This is a genomic window from Hydrogenophaga sp. L76, assembly GCF_057654755.1.
Genome location: NZ_CM172807.1, coordinates 414,069 through 432,419 on the forward strand (window position 1 = coordinate 414,069; position 18,351 = coordinate 432,419).

The following is an 18,351-nucleotide window of genomic DNA, read 5'->3' on the forward strand; positions in this document are numbered from 1 at the left end:
CTAGTATAGCATCAAAAATTGAACTCAAAAAGTGAACTCAAAAAGTGAACGAAAAAAACAGCCTGCTGGCCGAATTTGAAGGTGTCGTGTCGGGTCATCGTGACGGACACGGCTTTGTAGTCCGCGATGATGGCCAGGCCGACATCTATCTGCCTTCCAACGAAATGCGGGCGGTGTTGCACAAGGACCGAGTGAAGGCGCGCATTGTGCGGCAGGACCGCAAGGGTCGTCCCGAAGGCCGGGTGACGGAGATCATCGAACGCTCAAAGTCACCCATCATCGGGCGGCTTCTGCAGGAAAGTGGCGTCTGGCTCGTCGCGCCCGAAGACAAGCGCTATGGGCAAGATGTCTTGATTCCCAAAGGCGCCACGGGCTCTGCCAAGCCGGGACAGGTGGTGGTGGTCGAACTGACCGAGCCGCCGGCCCTGTATGGCCAGCCGGTCGGCCGCGTGAAGGAAGTGCTTGGGGAGATTGACGACCCGGGCATGGAGATCGAGATCGCGGTACGCAAGTACGGCGTGCCGCACGAATTCTCCGATGCGGCCACGGCCCAGGCGCGGGCGCTGCCGGACCATGTGCGCTCCAGCGATCACAAGAACCGCGTCGATCTGCGCGATGTGCCTCTCGTCACCATTGATGGTGAAGACGCCCGCGACTTCGACGACGCGGTGTATTGCGAGCCGGCCAAAGTGGGCCGGGGCAAGGGCTGGCGCCTGCTGGTGGCCATTGCCGATGTGAGCCACTATGTGCAGACCGGCTCGGCCATCGACATCGATGCCTACGACCGCGCGACCTCTGTTTATTTCCCGCGTCGCGTCATTCCCATGCTGCCGGAGAAGCTCTCCAATGGCCTCTGCTCGTTGAACCCGGGCGTGGAGCGCCTGTGCATGGTCTGCGACATGCTGGTCAACGCCAAGGGCGATGTGCATGCCTACCAGTTCTACCCAGCGGTGATGTTCAGCCATGCGCGTTTCACGTACACGGAAGTGGCCGCCATCCTGCAGAACACCCGAGGCCCGGAGGCGGCGCAACGCAAGCCGCTGATTCCGTATCTGTTGAACCTGCACGATGTGTACCGAGCTTTGTTGACGGCTCGAAATGTGCGCGGGGCGGTGGACTTCGAGACCACCGAAACCCAGATCGTGTGTGACGAATCGGGCCGCATTGAAAAGATCGTTCCGCGCACCCGCAACGATGCGCACAAGCTGATCGAGGAAGCCATGCTGGCGGCCAACGTCTGTTCGGCCGATTTCATCAGCCAGGGCAAACACGTGGGCCTGTTCCGCGTGCACGAAGGCCCGACGCCTGAGAAACAGGACATCCTGCGCAACTACCTCAAGGCCATGGGCGTGTCGCAGACCATCAGCGACAACCCCCAGCCGTCCGAATTCCAGCAGATCGCTGCAGCGACCAAGGATAGGCCCGAGGCGCAACAGATCCACACCATGCTGCTGCGCTCCATGCAGCAGGCGATCTACACACCCATGAACGAGGGCCACTTTGGTCTCGCGTTCGAGGCCTACACCCACTTCACCAGTCCGATCCGCCGTTACCCCGATCTGCTGGTGCACCGCGTGATCAAGGCCATCCTGGCCCAGCAGCGCTACCAGCTGCCGGCTCTGCCAACGCCGGGCGAGGCGCACGCCAAGCTCAGCAAGCGCCTGGCCAGCCGCGCCAAGCCGCCTGTGGCTGGCGAGCCGGTGAAAAAGCTGTCGACCGACATACTCGCCTGGCAGGCGGCCGGCCTGCATTGCAGCGCCAACGAGCGGCGTGCCGACGAGGCCAGCCGCGACGTGGAAGCCTGGCTCAAATGCAAGTACATGCGCGAGCACCTGGGTGAGGAGTTCAGCGGTGTGGTGAGCTCGGTGACGAGTTTCGGTTTGTTTGTCACGCTCGATGCGATGTACGTCGAGGGTCTTGTGCACATCACCGAACTGGGTGGCGAGTACTTCCGGTTCGACGAAGCGCGCCAGGAGCTGCGTGGCGAGCGCACCGGGATCCGTTACGCGCTGGGCACCCGGGTGCAGGTGCAGGTGAGCCGTGTGGATCTGGATGGCCGGCGCATCGACTTTCGCCTGGTCACCGGTGAGGACGATCTGCTGTTGCGCGCGATGCGAGACAAGACCGGCGCAGGCGCTGCTGCTGACGGTGAGACCACCACCGGGCGGGGGGGGAAGGCCAGGCGGAATCGCCCGGCCGAGTCGGCGTCAAAACCCCGTCCGGCGAGTGCCGCCGACGCCCTGGTTCAGGAGGTCAAGGCGTCGGTCAAGCGTGCGGCGAGCAAAAAGACGGCTCGGGGCAATGCGCGACCCTCGGCGGGCAAGGTGCGCAAAGGGCGACGTTAAGGACCGGGGTCTGTTTTGGATGGGGGCGGGCTGGCGAGATGATCGGCCTGGCCCAGAGCCTGGCGCCGTCGCCGGAGCCTTCTCTGGCTTGTTCTGATCAAAGGTCCGATTTCATGAGTGTCCTGTTTTTTCTGCTGGAAACCCTGTTTTTTTTCCTGATCGCCGCCGCATTGCTGCGCGCCTGGATGAACCATTTGCGGATCCACATGTCTGCGCAGCCCGGGCGCCTGGCCATCGCGGTCACTGACTGGCTGGTGCGACCGGTGCGGCGCATCCTCCCCAAGTCCCTGGCGCAAAGCCGCGTCGATTGGGGCAGCCTGATGGCGGCCCTGTTGCTGGCGCTGGCCTATGGGGGGCTTTGGTTGATGCTGGCCTCGCTGTTCGCCGGGATACCGGCGTCGTCGGCTGCTCTGGTGCTGGCCATTCCCACCCTGGCCGTGAAGTTGCTGCTGCGGGTGGTGCTGCAAGGCTTGATGATCCTGTTGCTGGTCTATGCCGTGTTGTCCTGGGTGCAACCCGGTTCACCGGTGCTCTCCACGCTGGATCGCTTGTGTGGGCCGATTCTGCGACCGGTGCGCCGCATCATCCCGCCGATCGGAGGCGTCGACCTGTCGGTGCTGGTGTTGGTGATCGTGCTGCAGGTGGGCCTGATCCTGCTGGGCTGAAGCGCCGGGAGCCGGGCCGGCTCAGAGGGCTTGTTCGGCCAGCATGCTGGCGGTGAGGTGGCCAGCGCCCTTGGTCTGCATCCACCGGTCGGCGAGACGGCCATGCTGGTGCACGGCACCAGCCACCCGTTGAACGGTTTGCTCGAAGTTGCCTGCGGGCATCGCCAAGGCACTGCCGATCATGCCGGCGAGCACGTCGCCGGTTCCGGCCGTGGCCAAGGCTGCGTTGCCACTGGCGTTGATCATCGGAATCCGACCCGGTGCGCTGATCACGGTGCCCGACCCCTTGAGCACACAGACGGCGGCAAACCGGTCGCTCAGGCGCTGAGCCGCCGACAGCCGGTCCGACATGACCGTGGCGGTGTCGCTGCCGAGCAGGCGGGCCGCTTCCAGCGGGTGGGGCGTCAGCACCGTGATCGGGGTCTCCTCGTTTTCAGTGCAATAAGTGACGGTACGAAAAGCTAGCACTGGCGCGGAGGTGGTGTTGGTAGATCGTTGATTTCATTGACTTTCCTGTTCACTTTCAAATCTGCGATTCGTGGCGTCAAACCGTGGTCGGTTTCATCCATTGGTGCCAGTTATCGATGCATTTGGCCGCGAAGGCAGGATTTGGTCAGCATAGCGGTCAACCGGGAAGCGAAACACACCCCGCAAGTTGATGCTCTCCAGCCTGGTGGGCGCAATCTTCCCGATCAGTTCCGGTGGAATGACCTGGCGGCGGTTCGACCAGCGATCCAGGACCGCCTGCATCTGTGAGGTATTCCACGCCATCACGATGTTGGCCATCAGGCTCAACGCATCGGCCACAGCCTGCATTTCATCGACACGTTTGGCCTGCGCCGGGCTGATCCGGCCGGTATAAATGGCGCGCTTGAGGGCGTTAACAGCCTCGCCCCGATTGAGCACCCGGCGCAACTCGTTCCTGAAAGCGTCCTTGACAAAGTAGTCAGCCAAAAACGCCGTACGCAGCAACCGCCCCAATTGCACGCCAGCCTCATAGATTGGATCGCCCTGGGCGGCAGAACCGAACCGCGCAAGAGCTGCCACCGCACTGGCATGTCCGCTCATGACCGAGGCTGCCAGGTGCACCAGACTATCCCAATGCTTTTCGATCAAAGCGACGTCGACATTGGCTTCGCACACCGCAGCGATTTCTGCGGGCACTTTGGTGCCGCGTGGCACAAAGAGGTGGCGCTGTTTGAGTTCCTTCAACCGCGGGCAAAGATCAAAACCAAGCAAACGGGCATGTGACATGGCAAAGTCGGTGTAGCCATGGGTATCCACAGCAAGCTGGCTGGTCTCCAGCTTTTCTTGGCGGATGACACCTTCAATGGCCACGCCCGCCTGGCGCTCATTGAGCACAAAGGGCTGCGCATGGAAGATGCCCCACCGGTCTTTTACATGGGAGTAGATTCCAATGGAAGGTGTGTTGCGCCGAGGATCAAGCCGGGCTTGCCACACCCGTTTGGTGGTCTCCATGCTCATCATGTCAGAAGATGCCAAATCGGACCGCCCCCAGGTGGCGGCAATCGGGTGTCGCTGCATGAATTCCAGCACAGCCTGGCAGGCCTGGCTCAGACGCCGTTCGTCCCGCGCCCAGCGCATGGCCTGGCGAATGCTGGTGGCAGACAATTGCGGAATCATGCGCGCGCATTCGACCGCAGTCAGACTGGTGCCGTGGGCCATGATGCCGGCATAGACCATCAGCAGCTCGTCGGTAGAGCGCGGCTCACGTCCGAGCATGATCCAGCTAAAGCGCACCTGGGCGTCAACGGCCAGAATCACTTCCGGCAATTGAACCTCACCGATGCGGTGATCCAAAGCCGCGCGCAGCTTGGTCACTTCTGGGTCTTCGTCCTCTGCGGGCAATGGCGACAAATGGAGTTCATCATCCACGCGCAGTACGCCACTGCGGGCTGCAGCGGCCACCGCATCGACACCGGCAGTTACTCTGGCCAGCAAAGGCTTCAAGAAAGTGGCAGCCTTGCTGGGTAACGATAGACGGGCATAGTGTTTCTTGGACTCTGCCTGCCAACGCTCGTCCGTGAAGAACAAGCGCGCACGACCCCGAAAGCTCAGGCTGTGCTCAATCCAGACCGAGCCATTGCGCACCGCGCGGCGCAGGGCAAACAGGGTGGCCACCTCCAACGCCTGAAACGCCCGTTCCCGGTCTGGGCTGGAGATCGAAACCTGCCAGATCATTCCCAGACTTGGTGCCACCACTTCAACTGGCAGCTTTCTGGATCCTTTGAGATATAAAGCTTGCAGCTTGGCAAGGTACTCGATGGCAGGATGCTCGCCGGTGGCCTGCCAGGGCAGCTTTGCAATGGCGACGAGCAACGACCGCACGGGGCGAATTCCATCAATCAATCCCTCGCGGACCAGGGAGGCCCTGCTCGGTGGTTTGCGTTTCTGGGTTTCGGTGATCAAGGCTTCAAGACGGGCACGCAACTCAGCATCTGGCACCGCACCTTGCGCGCTCAAGGCAACAAGTTCGCCGAGCAGCGTTTTGTACATTGCGGCCCAATTGACGGTAGCGGGGACATCGGCGGCAGCCTGACGCCACAGATCGGCGATCCGGCGCTGCACCATAAGGATCAACTGGTCTGTGGTGGTGAACAGGCAATACCGAAGAAAGCATGCGACCTCCACGGTGCGCGCTGGCTCTTTGATCTTGGCTCCGGCTGAGGGCGGCCTGGAGACAAGTCGGCGCGCGTAGCGGCGCAAGATGAGATCGGGGATGTCTGCCAGGTGCTTATGAACGTCCAGCGTGTAAAGCAGGTCGATGCGCTCCAGTACCTCGCTGATTTGGCGGGTTGAGTGTTTCGCCGGTGCAGCCCATAGCCAACTCTGCTGGGTTTGTCCATCTGGGCGCAGCTCTGAAACTGAGGCTCGCCAGCGATCAAGTGTTGCTGGATCAACGCTGGCGGCGATGGCGGTGCCTGTTTCAACTTCAAGCTGGGCAAGTGCCGCCGCAATCAGTGTCCGAATTGCCCGCTCGTGCACGATCACCAGCTTGTTCTTGTACAGCCATTGACGCGCCCGCACGAGTAGCTGATCGCGGTCGGCGCAGCGCGCCACTTCGTCGCGCAGTTCACGTACCAGTGAGCGGCGCTGGTGCTCGCTCATCCACTGGAATCCAAGGACCGTGCAGGCTACTTGTTGGTGATCGAATAGCGTGCGCCCGCGTTCATACATGGCTCTCAGCGAGGCGACTTCTGGTGCTGCAATGCCAAGCTCGTTGCCAAGGTGGCGCCACAAGGCTACTGGAATTACCCGAAAGGCACCGAGCAAACGCCCACTCATGCGCAGGAAACCAATATGGAGCGCCAGACCAAGCTTGTGGGAATCACCTCGGCGTGCATTGATTGCGTCGCGCTCGGCACCATCGAAGGTGAAAAATGCCTTCATCTCGAAGTCGCTGATATCGCGGGGGAGCCCACGCATCCCCAAAAACGTTGTGTGCCAACCCTGCATCGTGAACCTCAAAAGTGGGAGGCCACCATACCCGTTTACAAAGCGAACAGGAAAGTCAATGAAATCAACGGTCTACCCAGACCACCCCCGCGCCAGTGCTAGCTTTGCGTACCGTCACTTATTGCACTGAAAACGAGGAGACCCCAATTCGATGAGGTCGCGCCGCACAGTGATGGGCGAGGTCTGAAAACGCTCAGCCAGCACGCTGACTTCGACGACGCCCCCTCCTTGCAACAGGGCGACGATTTCTTTCTGGCGAGCTGCTTTGAGCATCTGTTTTCTTGCATCTCAGGACGGTTGACGCGCGAGGTGTGCGCGTGATCGGTGCGGAAACTGTACCGCCCGTATTTGTCACGAGTTTGACTCATCATGTTCGTAACATCCAGTTCATGAACACTAACGATCAAATACGAACAGTCGTCTTTGATGTCGATGGAACCCTTTTCGACACCCTTCCCTCCCTCGCAGCGGCGGCCAATGAGGTACTTGTGCTGGCCGGATTGCAGGCCATCGAGCCGCAGCATCTTCGTCCGGCCTTGAGCCAGACCATCACCGCCCTCTTCCAGAGCGCGCTCCGGCTTCAGACAGCGTCTGTGCCACTCGCGCTGGCCTCGCGCCTCGAGAAGGCCTTCCAGCAACGCTATGCATCGCACTGGCTGCACAAAGCGGTGGCATACGACGGTGCTCTCGAGCTTCTGTCGATGCTTCGTTCGCAGGGCATCGCCCTGGGGATCTGCACGAACCGCGATCAGGACTCGACACGCACGCTGCTGGACAAGGCAGCACTCACCGGCTTCTTCGATGTGATCGTCGGCCTGGGCGATGCCGAGCATCCCAAGCCGGACGCCGCGCCGTTGCACCTCGCACTCACCCAACTGGGCGCGACGCCGCAGACGGTTCTCTTCGTCGGGGACTCCGGCATCGACGCGGCATGTGCCCAGGCCGCCGGCGTACGGCTGGCGGCTCACCTGGGCGGCTACGCGGCCAACCCCGACGACTTGCGCCCGTACGTCGTCGCGTTTTCGGACTACGCGGAATTCCACAGCTGGATGGCCGCCCGGACATCGACTCAGTCAACGGCGGAGACGACTCACCATGTCTGACATCCAGATCTCGGGCCTGACCAAGCGCTTCGGCAGCGCTGCCGTTCTTCAGGAACTCGACCTGACCGTGCGCGACGGCGAATTCCTCACCCTGCTCGGCGCATCCGGTTGCGGCAAGTCCACCTTGCTGAAGCTGATCGCCGGCCTGGACACGCCCGACACGGGCACGATCCGCATGGGAGACCGCGACCTGCTCGCCCTGTCGCCCAGCGCGCGGGACTGCGCGATGGTGTTCCAGTCCTATGCGCTGTACCCCCACATGACAGTCCGCGAGAACATCTCGATGCCACTGGTGATGCGTGGCCTCGGATTCTGGGGTCGCCTGCCGGGGGCACGCCTGGTGTCCCCCGGGGTGCGGCGACGGCTCGCCGACATCCATGCCAGCGCGCAGGAGGTCGCACGACGACTCGCCATCGACGGATTGCTCGATCGCAAGCCGGCGCATCTCTCAGGCGGCCAGCGCCAACGCGTTGCCCTGGCGCGTGCGATGGTTCGCCACCCTTCCGTTTTCCTGTTCGACGAGCCCCTCTCGAACCTGGACGCCAACCTTCGGCATGCGCTGCGCGCCGAAATCCGCCAGCTTCACGACCAGTTGGGCGTGACGTTCATCTACGTCACCCACGATCAACATGAAGCGATGTCCATGTCGGACCGTGTCGCGGTCATGCGCGAAGGCCGCATCCTTCAGGTCGCGCCACCCGAAGATCTGTACATGCGACCCCGAAGCCTCGAAGTCGCGCGATTCGTCGGCGCGCCGCGGATCAACGTCGTGCCGGGCGAGATCCTCGCCAACGGCGAGATCCATTGCCTGGCGCAACGCATCGCGGCTACCCCGGGGAACAGCGGACCCTGCCATGTCGCCTTCCGGCCCCAGGCGGTCACCTTGGCGAGGGCGCCTGGCCTCACCGTGCGCGGCGTGGTCGGCCATGTGGAATATGCGGGCACCGAATTGATGGCCACGCTGACCCTGCCGAGCCAGGGCGAGGCCTGCATCGTGTGCCTCCCGGCCGGCACGGCTGCGCGCGCAGGGGCCGAGTTCGAGGTCACGGTCCCGTGGGAAGCGCTGCATGTCTTCGACGCAGGCGGTCAGCGCCTGTCGATCGATCGATGCGACGTCCTGGCCCGGGTTGCCTGAAAGCCGACGATGCGCATCCATCCCCTCTCCACAGCGTCGCTTCTCGCACCCGCGGGACTTCTTGCGACGGTTCTGCTGTTCATCCCCGTGCTGGCCGTCGTTCTGATGTCGCTGACCGATTGGCAGTTCGGCGCGACCACGCTGAACTGGGTCGGCCTGCAGAACTACGCCGAACTCTGGTCGGACGCGGTGTTCCGCAAGTCCGTCGCCAACACCCTCGTCTACCTTGTTCTCGTCACCGGGGGCTCGATCGTGCTGGGCCTGAGCCTCGCGCTGTTGATCGAGTCCGATCGGTCGGGACGCGGCTTCTACCGAACCGCCTTCTTCATGCCGGCCGCGTCGACGCTGATCGCCATGGCGGTCGTGTGGGAGTTCCTGCTGCATCCGAGCGCCGGGCTCGTGAATCACCTGCTGATGCAGGTCGGCCTCTCGCCCCAGAACTGGCTCAACGACCGGCGGCTCGCGCTGTACTCGCTCGCCGCGATCGGCATCTGGCAGATGTCGGGGCTGGCATTGGTGTTCTTCCTGGCCGGCTTGCAGGGCATTCCTCGCGACGTGCGCGATGCGGCAGAACTCGACGGCATCGAACGCCCCTTCGATCGCTTCCGCTTCGTCACCTGGCCGTTGCTGGGCCCCACCACCCTGTTCGTCATCACCGTGTGCGCCATCCGCGCCCTGCAGGTCTTCGACACCGTGCATGTGCTCACGAAGGGCGGGCCGAACAAGGCCACCGAGGTGCTGCTCCACACGATCTACACCGAAGGTTTCAGCTTCTTCCGCATGGGCTACGCCAGCGCCATGACGGTCGTCTTCATTGCAGGCATCTTCCTCTTGACCCAGATCCAGCACGCCGCGCTGGAGCGCCGGACGCACTACGCATGAAACGTCCTTCTCCTTCCTTTCGGATCCTTCGCCACGGGGTCCTGATGGCCGTGGCGCTCGTCTTCCTGATGCCCTTCATCTGGATGGTGCTGACCTCGCTCAAGCCCGCCGACGAAATCTTCGGCAGCGAGATCCATCTCTTTCCGACGCGCTTTGCCGCGGTCGAGAACTACACCCTGGCGCTGACCAAGGTCCCCTTGCTGCGCTACCTGTGGAACGGCGTTCTCGTCTGCGCGGGGATCCTGGTGCTTCAGATCCTGGTGGCGCTGCCTGCCGCCTACGCCTTCGCCAAGCTGTCGTTCCGCGGCAAGCCGTGGGCATGGCGCCTGGTGATGCTTGCGCTCATGGTGCCGTACCAGGCCACGGCCATCCCACTCTACGTGATGCTGTACCACGCAGGTCTGCTCGACACGATGGGCGCGCTGATCCTGCCTTTCAGCGTGTCGGCGTTCGGCATCTTCCTGATGCGGCAGTTCTTTCGCACCGTGCCCGACGACCTGATCCATGCCGCGCGGCTGGACGGCATGGGTGAGCTGGAGATCGTCTGGCGCGTGATGCTGCCCACCGCCATGCCCGCCTTGCTGGCGTTCTCGATCTTCTCGGTGGTCTGGCACTGGAACGACTATTTCTGGCCCCTCCTGGTCATCAATTCACCCGATCTGGCGACACCGCCATTGGGAACCATGTTCTTCCGCAATGAGGAAGCAGGCAGCGCGTTCGGTCCTTTGATGGCCGGCACGGTGCTGATCACGGCGCCGCTGGTGCTGTTGTTCGTCGTCGCGCAAAAGCGCTTCATCGAAGGTGTGACGCTCACCGGCGTCAAGGGTTAAACCGCAAGGAATCAAGCAATGAAACAACTGTTCAAAAAAACCGCCGCCCTGACCATGTTGATGGCCGCAGGCCTGGCACAGGCTCAGCAACCGACCGAGATCGTCGTCGACTACGCCTACGCCGATCTTTTCAAGGAGGTCCATGAATCGATCGCGAGAGACTTCATGGCGAAGTTCCCCCAGTACAAGGTCACGTTCCGCGCGCCCAACTCCGACTACGAGGTCTCCGCGCAACAGGTCTTGCGCCAGGCCGTGACGGGCCAGCTGCCCGACGTGTCCTATCAGGGCCTCCATCGTCAGCGCGTGTTTGCCGACCGCGGGCTCGCCGTCGACCTCACACCCTTCATCAAGGCAGAGAAAGGCTGGGCCGGGATGGGCTACGACCAGGCGCTGCTGTCACTGGGGCAGGTCAAGGGTCAGCAGGTTGGCATCGGCTTTGCGCTGTCCACACCCGTCATCTACTACAACGCCGACCTGATGCGCAAGGCGGGCGTGGAGCCCGATCGCTTCCCGACGACCTGGGAAGCCATCATGAATGCGGCCAAGAAGTCGAAATCGGCAACCCCCGGCACGGACAGCCTGCACGTCGAGTGGGACATCACCGGCAACTGGATGTGGCAGGCGCTGGTCTTCAGCAACGGCGGCACCATGTTGACCGCCGACGAGAAGAAGGTGGCATTCGACGGCCCCGCAGGCAAGGCTGCCATTCAAACCCTCGAGCAGCTCGTCAAGCAAGGCGAGATGCGCAACATCGCCTATTCGGCCGCCTGGCAGGACTTCGTGAGCGGCAAGCTCGCGGTACTGGCGACGACCACGGCGCGCCTGGGCAGCATCACGAAGCAGGTCGGCGGCAAGTTCGAGATTCGCACCGCCCGCATGCCCGTGGCCAAGGACGGCCGCCTGCCGGCCGGCGGCAATGCAGCGATGATGTTTTCCAAGGATTCTGCCAAGCAGGCCGCTGCCTGGGAATACATCAAGTTCGCCACCGGCCCGCTGGGTGCGACGACCATGGTGAAGGCGACCGGCTACTTCCCGGCCAACACGCTGCCGGCGAACGACCCGAAGCTCCTTGCGCCCTTCTACCAGGCGAACCCCAATCACTTGACCGCCATCGCGCAGATGCCGGTTCTCACGGGCCCGTATGCGTTTCCGGGTGACAACGGCTTTAAGATCACCGATGTGATCAAGGATCATCTGCAGACCGTGGTCTCGCAAGAGGTGCAGCCCGCCGTCGCCCTCACCGACATGAGCAAGGCGGTCCAGGCACTGCTGCCGCGCTGATCGCCAGGCACGACCATGCTCAAGTTCATCCACATCACGGACATCCATCTTGTCGAGCAGGGTCGTGCCCTCTACGGGCATGACCCCGGCAAACGGTTCGAGCGCTGCATCGACAGCGTGATCGCCGAGCACGCGGACGCATCGTTCTGCGTGATCACGGGCGACCTCGCACATGTCGGGCACGCGGACGCCTACCGCCAACTGTCGGAGCAATGTGCGCGGCTGCCGATGCCCGTTCATCTGATTCTCGGCAACCACGACAGCCGGCCCAATTTCCGGGAACGCTTCCCAGAGGTGGGCGTGGACAACAACGGGTTCGTCCAGTACGAAAAAGCCGTCGGCAAGTTCAGAGCGCTGTTTCTCGACACCAACGAACCGGGAACGCATTCCGGCGTCTTCTGCGAGCAGCGGGCGAACTGGCTTTCTCAGCGTCTGGCGGAGGGCGATTCGCCGGTGCTGCTGTTCATGCATCATCCGGCCTTCCACCTCGGCATCCCGGTCATGGACCGGATCGGCCTGGTCGACAACGAATGGTTGCTGACGGCGTTGAAGGGCCACGAGCACCGCGTCAAGCACTTGTTCTTCGGCCACATTCATCGCCCCATCTCGGGCAGCTGGCGCGGCATCCCGTTCTCGACATTGCGCGGAACCAACCACCAGTTGGCGCTGCACCTTCGGGAATCGGAAGACATCCCGGGCAGCTTCGAGCCGCCACAGTACGGCGTCGTGCTGCTCGACGAGGATTCGGTGCTCGTGCACCTGCATGACTTTCTCGATCGCAGCGAGCGATTCTGGTTGGGCGCATAGCCCAAATACAGGGCCGGCATGCTCAGCGTCAACGGCCAGCAACCGAAGCTGGCGCCTTGGACGTTGCAGTGCGCCAGCGCACAGACCCACGCTTCATGGCTTTGTAAAACCGCGTTGAAGCATCTCAACCAACGAAAGAAGTCCATGAAGAAAACTCTCCTGTTCGCAGCGCTCGGCATTGCCGGCATGCTCACGACACTGACCGCCGCTACCGCCCAGGTCGCAGGTTCCACGACCACCATCGGTGTCACCATCACCGAGACCGATCACCTCGCACTTGGATGGAGCGTGAAGAAGGGGATTCTCGGCAAGACGGTCTACAACGATGCAGGCACCAAGATCGGAAAGGTGCAAGACCTGATCATCGACCCCGAGCGCAACGTGTCGTACGTCATCATCGGTGCGGGTGGGTTCGTGGGCCTGGGACAGCACGACGTGGCCGTGCCGATCGCGCAGATTCGCGACGAGGCCGGCAAGATCGTGATGCCGGGCGCCACCAAGGAGGCACTGAAGGCGTTGGCGCCCTTCAACTACGCGAGTGATACCACCCGACGCGACCGGTTCGTGGCAGAGGCCGATCGCGGCATCGCTTCGGCGAAGCAGGAGATGGCCGTTCTCGACAAGAAGGCGTCGAACGCAGCGGGCGACGTGAAGGCCAAGCTCGACCGCCAGAACGAAAACCTGCGGGTCGATCTGCGAAGCGCCGAAGACAAGCTGTCCAAACTGAACCGCGCAGGCGTGGCGCACTGGCGCACGTTCGAGGGCGACGTGAGTGCCGCCATGGCGCGGCTGAAGAAATCGGTCGGCGACGCCACCGGCTGATCTTTTCAATCCACCGGAACAAGACATGAACCGAATGATCGTGGTCGTTTTCGACAATGAAGCGAGCGCCGAGGCAGCGACGCGTGCCTTGCGTCATCTCGACGATGAGGGAGATATCACCTTGTACGCCCTTGGCGTCATCGCCAAGGACCTGGAAGGCACCGTGAAAGTCAAGAAGACGCCGGATTCCTTCGCGCTCGGCGCAGGCACGGGCCTGGCCGTTGGCGGACTGATCGGCCTGCTCGGCGGGCCACTGGGCGTCGCGGTCGGCGCAGCGACCGGTTCGTTGCTGGGCACCGTGCGCGACTACTGGGTGGCGGGCGTGGCACTGGACTTCGTCGAAGAGGCTTCGAACTTCCTTCAGCCTGGCAAGACCGCCGTGGTTGCAGAGGTCGAGGAGGAGTGGGCCACCCCGATCGATGCTGCAATGCGCGCGCTGGGCGGTATCGTCATCCGGCGTGCCCGCATCGACGCCTTGCAGGCACAGTTCGACGCAGACATCGTTGCGGTCAAGACCGAGATCGCGCAGCTCGAGGCAGAAGGCAAGCATGCAAGCAGGACAGCGCAGCAGCACCTGGCCACCAGCCTTGCAGCCGCGCACGCTGACTTGGCCAAGACGAAGCAGAGCGCAACGCACAAACTGTCCGCGTTCAAGCAGGAGACGGATGCCCGGATCCGCGCCATCGAAGTGCAGGTCGGGGTCTCCTCGTTTTCAGTGCAATAAGTGACGGTACGCAAAGCTAGCACTGGCGCGGGGGTGGTCTGGGTAGACCGTTGATTTCATTGACTTTCCTGTTCACTTTCAAATCTGCGATTCGTGGCGTCAAACCGTGGTCGGTTTCATCCATTGGTGCCAGTTATCGATGCATTTGGCCGCGAAGGCAGGATTTGGTCAGCATAGCGGTCAACCGGGAAGCGAAACACACCCCGCAAGTTGATGCTCTCCAGCCTGGTGGGCGCAATCTTCCCGATCAGTTCCGGTGGAATGACCTGGCGGCGGTTCGACCAGCGATCCAGGACCGCCTGCATCTGTGAGGTATTCCACGCCATCACGATGTTGGCCATCAGGCTCAACGCATCGGCCACAGCCTGCATTTCATCGACACGTTTGGCCTGCGCCGGGCTGATCCGGCCGGTATAAATGGCGCGCTTGAGGGCGTTAACAGCCTCGCCCCGATTGAGCACCCGGCGCAACTCGTTCCTGAAAGCGTCCTTGACAAAGTAGTCAGCCAAAAACGCCGTACGCAGCAACCGCCCCAATTGCACGCCAGCCTCATAGATTGGATCGCCCTGGGCGGCAGAACCGAACCGCGCAAGAGCTGCCACCGCACTGGCATGTCCGCTCATGACCGAGGCTGCCAGGTGCACCAGACTATCCCAATGCTTTTCGATCAAAGCGACGTCGACATTGGCTTCGCACACCGCAGCGATTTCTGCGGGCACTTTGGTGCCGCGTGGCACAAAGAGGTGGCGCTGTTTGAGTTCCTTCAACCGCGGGCAAAGATCAAAACCAAGCAAACGGGCATGTGACATGGCAAAGTCGGTGTAGCCATGGGTATCCACAGCAAGCTGGCTGGTCTCCAGCTTTTCTTGGCGGATGACACCTTCAATGGCCACGCCCGCCTGGCGCTCATTGAGCACAAAGGGCTGCGCATGGAAGATGCCCCACCGGTCTTTTACATGGGAGTAGATTCCAATGGAAGGTGTGTTGCGCCGAGGATCAAGCCGGGCTTGCCACACCCGTTTGGTGGTCTCCATGCTCATCATGTCAGAAGATGCCAAATCGGACCGCCCCCAGGTGGCGGCAATCGGGTGTCGCTGCATGAATTCCAGCACAGCCTGGCAGGCCTGGCTCAGACGCCGTTCGTCCCGCGCCCAGCGCATGGCCTGGCGAATGCTGGTGGCAGACAATTGCGGAATCATGCGCGCGCATTCGACCGCAGTCAGACTGGTGCCGTGGGCCATGATGCCGGCATAGACCATCAGCAGCTCGTCGGTAGAGCGCGGCTCACGTCCGAGCATGATCCAGCTAAAGCGCACCTGGGCGTCAACGGCCAGAATCACTTCCGGCAATTGAACCTCACCGATGCGGTGATCCAAAGCCGCGCGCAGCTTGGTCACTTCTGGGTCTTCGTCCTCTGCGGGCAATGGCGACAAATGGAGTTCATCATCCACGCGCAGTACGCCACTGCGGGCTGCAGCGGCCACCGCATCGACACCGGCAGTTACTCTGGCCAGCAAAGGCTTCAAGAAAGTGGCAGCCTTGCTGGGTAACGATAGACGGGCATAGTGTTTCTTGGACTCTGCCTGCCAACGCTCGTCCGTGAAGAACAAGCGCGCACGACCCCGAAAGCTCAGGCTGTGCTCAATCCAGACCGAGCCATTGCGCACCGCGCGGCGCAGGGCAAACAGGGTGGCCACCTCCAACGCCTGAAACGCCCGTTCCCGGTCTGGGCTGGAGATCGAAACCTGCCAGATCATTCCCAGACTTGGTGCCACCACTTCAACTGGCAGCTTTCTGGATCCTTTGAGATATAAAGCTTGCAGCTTGGCAAGGTACTCGATGGCAGGATGCTCGCCGGTGGCCTGCCAGGGCAGCTTTGCAATGGCGACGAGCAACGACCGCACGGGGCGAATTCCATCAATCAATCCCTCGCGGACCAGGGAGGCCCTGCTCGGTGGTTTGCGTTTCTGGGTTTCGGTGATCAAGGCTTCAAGACGGGCACGCAACTCAGCATCTGGCACCGCACCTTGCGCGCTCAAGGCAACAAGTTCGCCGAGCAGCGTTTTGTACATTGCGGCCCAATTGACGGTAGCGGGGACATCGGCGGCAGCCTGACGCCACAGATCGGCGATCCGGCGCTGCACCATAAGGATCAACTGGTCTGTGGTGGTGAACAGGCAATACCGAAGAAAGCATGCGACCTCCACGGTGCGCGCTGGCTCTTTGATCTTGGCTCCGGCTGAGGGCGGCCTGGAGACAAGTCGGCGCGCGTAGCGGCGCAAGATGAGATCGGGGATGTCTGCCAGGTGCTTATGAACGTCCAGCGTGTAAAGCAGGTCGATGCGCTCCAGTACCTCGCTGATTTGGCGGGTTGAGTGTTTCGCCGGTGCAGCCCATAGCCAACTCTGCTGGGTTTGTCCATCTGGGCGCAGCTCTGAAACTGAGGCTCGCCAGCGATCAAGTGTTGCTGGATCAACGCTGGCGGCGATGGCGGTGCCTGTTTCAACTTCAAGCTGGGCAAGTGCCGCCGCAATCAGTGTCCGAATTGCCCGCTCGTGCACGATCACCAGCTTGTTCTTGTACAGCCATTGACGCGCCCGCACGAGTAGCTGATCGCGGTCGGCGCAGCGCGCCACTTCGTCGCGCAGTTCACGTACCAGTGAGCGGCGCTGGTGCTCGCTCATCCACTGGAATCCAAGGACCGTGCAGGCTACTTGTTGGTGATCGAATAGCGTGCGCCCGCGTTCATACATGGCTCTCAGCGAGGCGACTTCTGGTGCTGCAATGCCAAGCTCGTTGCCAAGGTGGCGCCACAAGGCTACTGGAATTACCCGAAAGGCACCGAGCAAACGCCCACTCATGCGCAGGAAACCAATATGGAGCGCCAGACCAAGCTTGTGGGAATCACCTCGGCGTGCATTGATTGCGTCGCGCTCGGCACCATCGAAGGTGAAAAATGCCTTCATCTCGAAGTCGCTGATATCGCGGGGGAGCCCACGCATCCCCAAAAACGTTGTGTGCCAACCCTGCATCGTGAACCTCAAAAGTGGGAGGCCACCATACCCGTTTACAAAGCGAACAGGAAAGTCAATGAAATCAACGGTCTACCCAGACCACCCCCGCGCCAGTGCTAGCTTTGCGTACCGTCACTTATTGCACTGAAAACGAGGAGACCCCGTGATCCAGCCGGATGATCTGCGTTCCTGCAGGCGCTTTAGAAGGCTGTTGTCCCGGGCGATAGCGTTGAGTGCGTCGGCGTCCAGCACGAGTGTGGGTGCCTGAGCCAGCACCGCAGGCAACAGTTCCGCCACCGAATCGCCACCCCCACACCCACAAACGACGCTGGCGTTTTGCAGCAATGCGCTGCTCATCAGTGCCTGCACCGATCGGAACATCAGCTCGGGGCACACAGGGTCCCAGCGCACTGCTGGCCCGCCGGGGGTCTCACCCAGCAGCGCAACATAGACCCGGCCGGCCCCGCCATGCAAGGCCGCGCGGGCGGCCAGCACGGCAGCACCGGTCATGCCCGAGCCGGCGTGGGCGATGTCCTGTCCGCCGATGACCACCACTTCGCCATAGCTGCCTTTGTGGCTGGCATGGGCTCGCCGCAGCGGAGCCCCGCCATGCGGCGACTCGCAGAGGAGTTGCGCCTGGGCCAGAACGCCGTCGCAGGGCGGTGCGCCCAGGTCGTCGAACCAGACCTTACCTGCCGCGTCGCGGCCATCTGCGGTGAAGAGGCCGGGCTTGAGTGTCAGGAGTGACAAGGTGTGGCGCTCGTTGGGTGCTTGAGCGGCCGCCCCTGGAGCGCGCATCAGCACGCCGGTCTCCGCATCCAGTCCGCTGGGAAGGTCGACGCTCAGCACGGGTGCGTCACTTGACCGAAGGACTCGCAAGTGCTCGGCCAGCACCCCTTCAGGCGGGCGACGGCCGCCAATGCCCAGCAGGGCATCCATGGCGAAATCGAAGTTCGAAGGGGGGGCGTCTTGAATTTGCACGCCAGCGGCAAGTGCCTGTTGCAGGGCCTGCGCCGCGTCTGCGGGCTGTCGTGCTGGGTCGCCACACAGCGTGACCACAATGTCCAGCCCGCCCATCGACCGGCTGAAGCGATGGAGATGGGTCGCAGCCACGAGCCCGTCGCCTCCATTGTTGCCGGGGCCGCAAGCTATCCAGATGCGCCGCGCGTGGGGCGCCAGGGCTCTGGTGAGTTCGGCCACGCGCAGGCCAGCGCGGGCCATCAATGTATGGGGTGGTAGGGAGCTGGTGGCGATGCGCTCGATCGA

15 protein-coding genes are annotated in these 18,351 nt (G+C 62.4%); 10 read left to right on the forward strand and 5 right to left on the reverse strand.

All coding sequences use genetic code 11. The features are described 5' to 3' along the window. The first annotated feature begins 44 nt into the window (after window positions 1–44). Together rnr and AC23D4_RS01965 are read left to right on the forward strand one after the other, a co-directional pair. On the forward strand, window positions 45–2,345 hold the full coding sequence (gene rnr / locus AC23D4_RS01960; RefSeq protein ID WP_472890332.1) for a ribonuclease R: 2,301 nt from the start codon (window positions 45–47) through the stop codon (window positions 2,343–2,345). Between the two features lie 113 nt (window positions 2,346–2,458). Next, window positions 2,459–3,010 carry a YggT family protein gene (locus AC23D4_RS01965; protein ID WP_472890331.1) on the forward strand — a complete coding sequence of 184 codons (552 nt, stop codon included), beginning with the start codon at window positions 2,459–2,461 and terminating at the stop codon, window positions 3,008–3,010. Between the two features lie 21 nt (window positions 3,011–3,031). Here AC23D4_RS01965 and AC23D4_RS01970 read toward each other — a convergent pair whose 3' ends face one another. From AC23D4_RS01970 to AC23D4_RS01980, 3 genes are all read right to left on the reverse strand, one after another. Next, entirely contained in the window at window positions 3,032–3,478 is a 447-nt protein-coding gene (locus tag AC23D4_RS01970) for an ADP-dependent NAD(P)H-hydrate dehydratase (RefSeq protein WP_472890330.1), read from the reverse strand. A 93-nt stretch (window positions 3,479–3,571) separates the two neighbouring features. Next, a complete protein-coding gene (locus AC23D4_RS01975) occupies window positions 3,572–6,487 on the reverse strand; it encodes a Tn3-like element IS1071 family transposase (RefSeq protein ID WP_003049965.1) in 2,916 nt (971 codons plus the stop codon). A gap of 114 nt (window positions 6,488–6,601) precedes the next feature. After that, window positions 6,602–6,760 carry a DeoR family transcriptional regulator gene (locus AC23D4_RS01980; protein WP_472890555.1) on the reverse strand — a complete coding sequence of 53 codons (159 nt, stop codon included), beginning with the start codon at window positions 6,758–6,760 and terminating at the stop codon, window positions 6,602–6,604. 116 nt (window positions 6,761–6,876) lie between these two features. On the opposite strand from AC23D4_RS01980, the gene AC23D4_RS01985 reads away from it, so the two are divergent. The 8 genes from AC23D4_RS01985 to AC23D4_RS02020 are packed head-to-tail and all read left to right on the forward strand — an operon-like array spanning window position 6,877 to window position 14,071. Continuing rightward, window positions 6,877–7,590, forward strand: a complete 714-nt coding sequence (locus tag AC23D4_RS01985) for an HAD family hydrolase (RefSeq protein WP_472890554.1) — start codon at window positions 6,877–6,879, stop codon at window positions 7,588–7,590. Beyond that, window positions 7,583–8,725: an ABC transporter ATP-binding protein gene (locus tag AC23D4_RS01990; RefSeq protein ID WP_017405785.1), complete on the forward strand. Its 1,143-nt coding sequence runs from the start codon at window positions 7,583–7,585 to the stop codon at window positions 8,723–8,725. The genes AC23D4_RS01985 and AC23D4_RS01990 overlap by 8 nt, the downstream gene beginning before the upstream one ends. A 9-nt stretch (window positions 8,726–8,734) precedes the next feature. Further along, complete coding sequence (locus tag AC23D4_RS01995; RefSeq protein WP_026062490.1) at window positions 8,735–9,607, forward strand: carbohydrate ABC transporter permease; 873 nt, start codon at window positions 8,735–8,737, stop codon at window positions 9,605–9,607. After that, window positions 9,604–10,437 (forward strand): carbohydrate ABC transporter permease, encoded by an 834-nt coding sequence (locus tag AC23D4_RS02000; RefSeq protein WP_026062489.1) that lies wholly within the window; start codon window positions 9,604–9,606, stop codon window positions 10,435–10,437. Before AC23D4_RS01995 ends, AC23D4_RS02000 begins: the two co-directional genes overlap by 4 nt. A 60-nt stretch (window positions 10,438–10,497) precedes the next feature. Further along, a complete protein-coding gene (locus AC23D4_RS02005) occupies window positions 10,498–11,718 on the forward strand; it encodes an ABC transporter substrate-binding protein (RefSeq protein ID WP_472890553.1) in 1,221 nt (406 codons plus the stop codon). Between the two features lie 15 nt (window positions 11,719–11,733). Further along, window positions 11,734–12,525 carry a phosphodiesterase gene (locus AC23D4_RS02010; RefSeq protein WP_472890552.1) on the forward strand — a complete coding sequence of 264 codons (792 nt, stop codon included), beginning with the start codon at window positions 11,734–11,736 and terminating at the stop codon, window positions 12,523–12,525. An 18-nt stretch (window positions 12,526–12,543) separates the two neighbouring features. Next, the gene (locus tag AC23D4_RS02015) at window positions 12,544–13,347 is read left to right on the forward strand and encodes a PRC-barrel domain-containing protein (protein WP_236658049.1); all 804 of its coding nucleotides are present in this window, start codon (window positions 12,544–12,546) and stop codon (window positions 13,345–13,347) included. A gap of 25 nt (window positions 13,348–13,372) precedes the next feature. Further along, the gene (locus AC23D4_RS02020; RefSeq protein ID WP_472890551.1) at window positions 13,373–14,071 is read left to right on the forward strand and encodes a DUF1269 domain-containing protein; all 699 of its coding nucleotides are present in this window, start codon (window positions 13,373–13,375) and stop codon (window positions 14,069–14,071) included. Between the two features lie 116 nt (window positions 14,072–14,187). Here AC23D4_RS02020 and AC23D4_RS02025 read toward each other — a convergent pair whose 3' ends face one another. Then, window positions 14,188–17,103: a Tn3-like element IS1071 family transposase gene (locus AC23D4_RS02025; protein WP_003049965.1), complete on the reverse strand. Its 2,916-nt coding sequence runs from the start codon at window positions 17,101–17,103 to the stop codon at window positions 14,188–14,190. Between the two features lie 114 nt (window positions 17,104–17,217). Continuing rightward, a complete protein-coding gene (locus tag AC23D4_RS02030; protein WP_487623684.1) occupies window positions 17,218–18,285 on the reverse strand; it encodes an NAD(P)H-hydrate epimerase in 1,068 nt (355 codons plus the stop codon). Between the last annotated feature and the right edge of the window lie 66 nt (window positions 18,286–18,351).

Bases quoted from the DNA above. Each gene is read 5' to 3' on its own strand.
- AC23D4_RS01965 (WP_472890331.1), top strand. From the start codon at position 2,459: ATGAGTGTCCTGTTTTTTCTGCTGGAAACCCTGTTTTTTTTCCTGATC.
- AC23D4_RS01975 (WP_003049965.1), bottom strand. From the start codon at position 6,487: ATGCAGGGTTGGCACACAACGTTTTTGGGGATGCGTGGGCTCCCCCGC.
- AC23D4_RS01980 (WP_472890555.1), bottom strand. From the start codon at position 6,760: ATGCTCAAAGCAGCTCGCCAGAAAGAAATCGTCGCCCTGTTGCAAGGA.
- AC23D4_RS01985 (WP_472890554.1), top strand. From the start codon at position 6,877: ATGAACACTAACGATCAAATACGAACAGTCGTCTTTGATGTCGATGGA.
- AC23D4_RS01990 (WP_017405785.1), top strand. From the start codon at position 7,583: ATGTCTGACATCCAGATCTCGGGCCTGACCAAGCGCTTCGGCAGCGCT.
- AC23D4_RS01995 (WP_026062490.1), top strand. From the start codon at position 8,735: ATGCGCATCCATCCCCTCTCCACAGCGTCGCTTCTCGCACCCGCGGGA.
- AC23D4_RS02000 (WP_026062489.1), top strand. From the start codon at position 9,604: ATGAAACGTCCTTCTCCTTCCTTTCGGATCCTTCGCCACGGGGTCCTG.
- AC23D4_RS02005 (WP_472890553.1), top strand. From the start codon at position 10,498: ATGGCCGCAGGCCTGGCACAGGCTCAGCAACCGACCGAGATCGTCGTC.
- AC23D4_RS02010 (WP_472890552.1), top strand. From the start codon at position 11,734: ATGCTCAAGTTCATCCACATCACGGACATCCATCTTGTCGAGCAGGGT.
- AC23D4_RS02015 (WP_236658049.1), top strand. From the start codon at position 12,544: ATGCTCAGCGTCAACGGCCAGCAACCGAAGCTGGCGCCTTGGACGTTG.
- AC23D4_RS02020 (WP_472890551.1), top strand. From the start codon at position 13,373: ATGAACCGAATGATCGTGGTCGTTTTCGACAATGAAGCGAGCGCCGAG.
- AC23D4_RS02025 (WP_003049965.1), bottom strand. From the start codon at position 17,103: ATGCAGGGTTGGCACACAACGTTTTTGGGGATGCGTGGGCTCCCCCGC.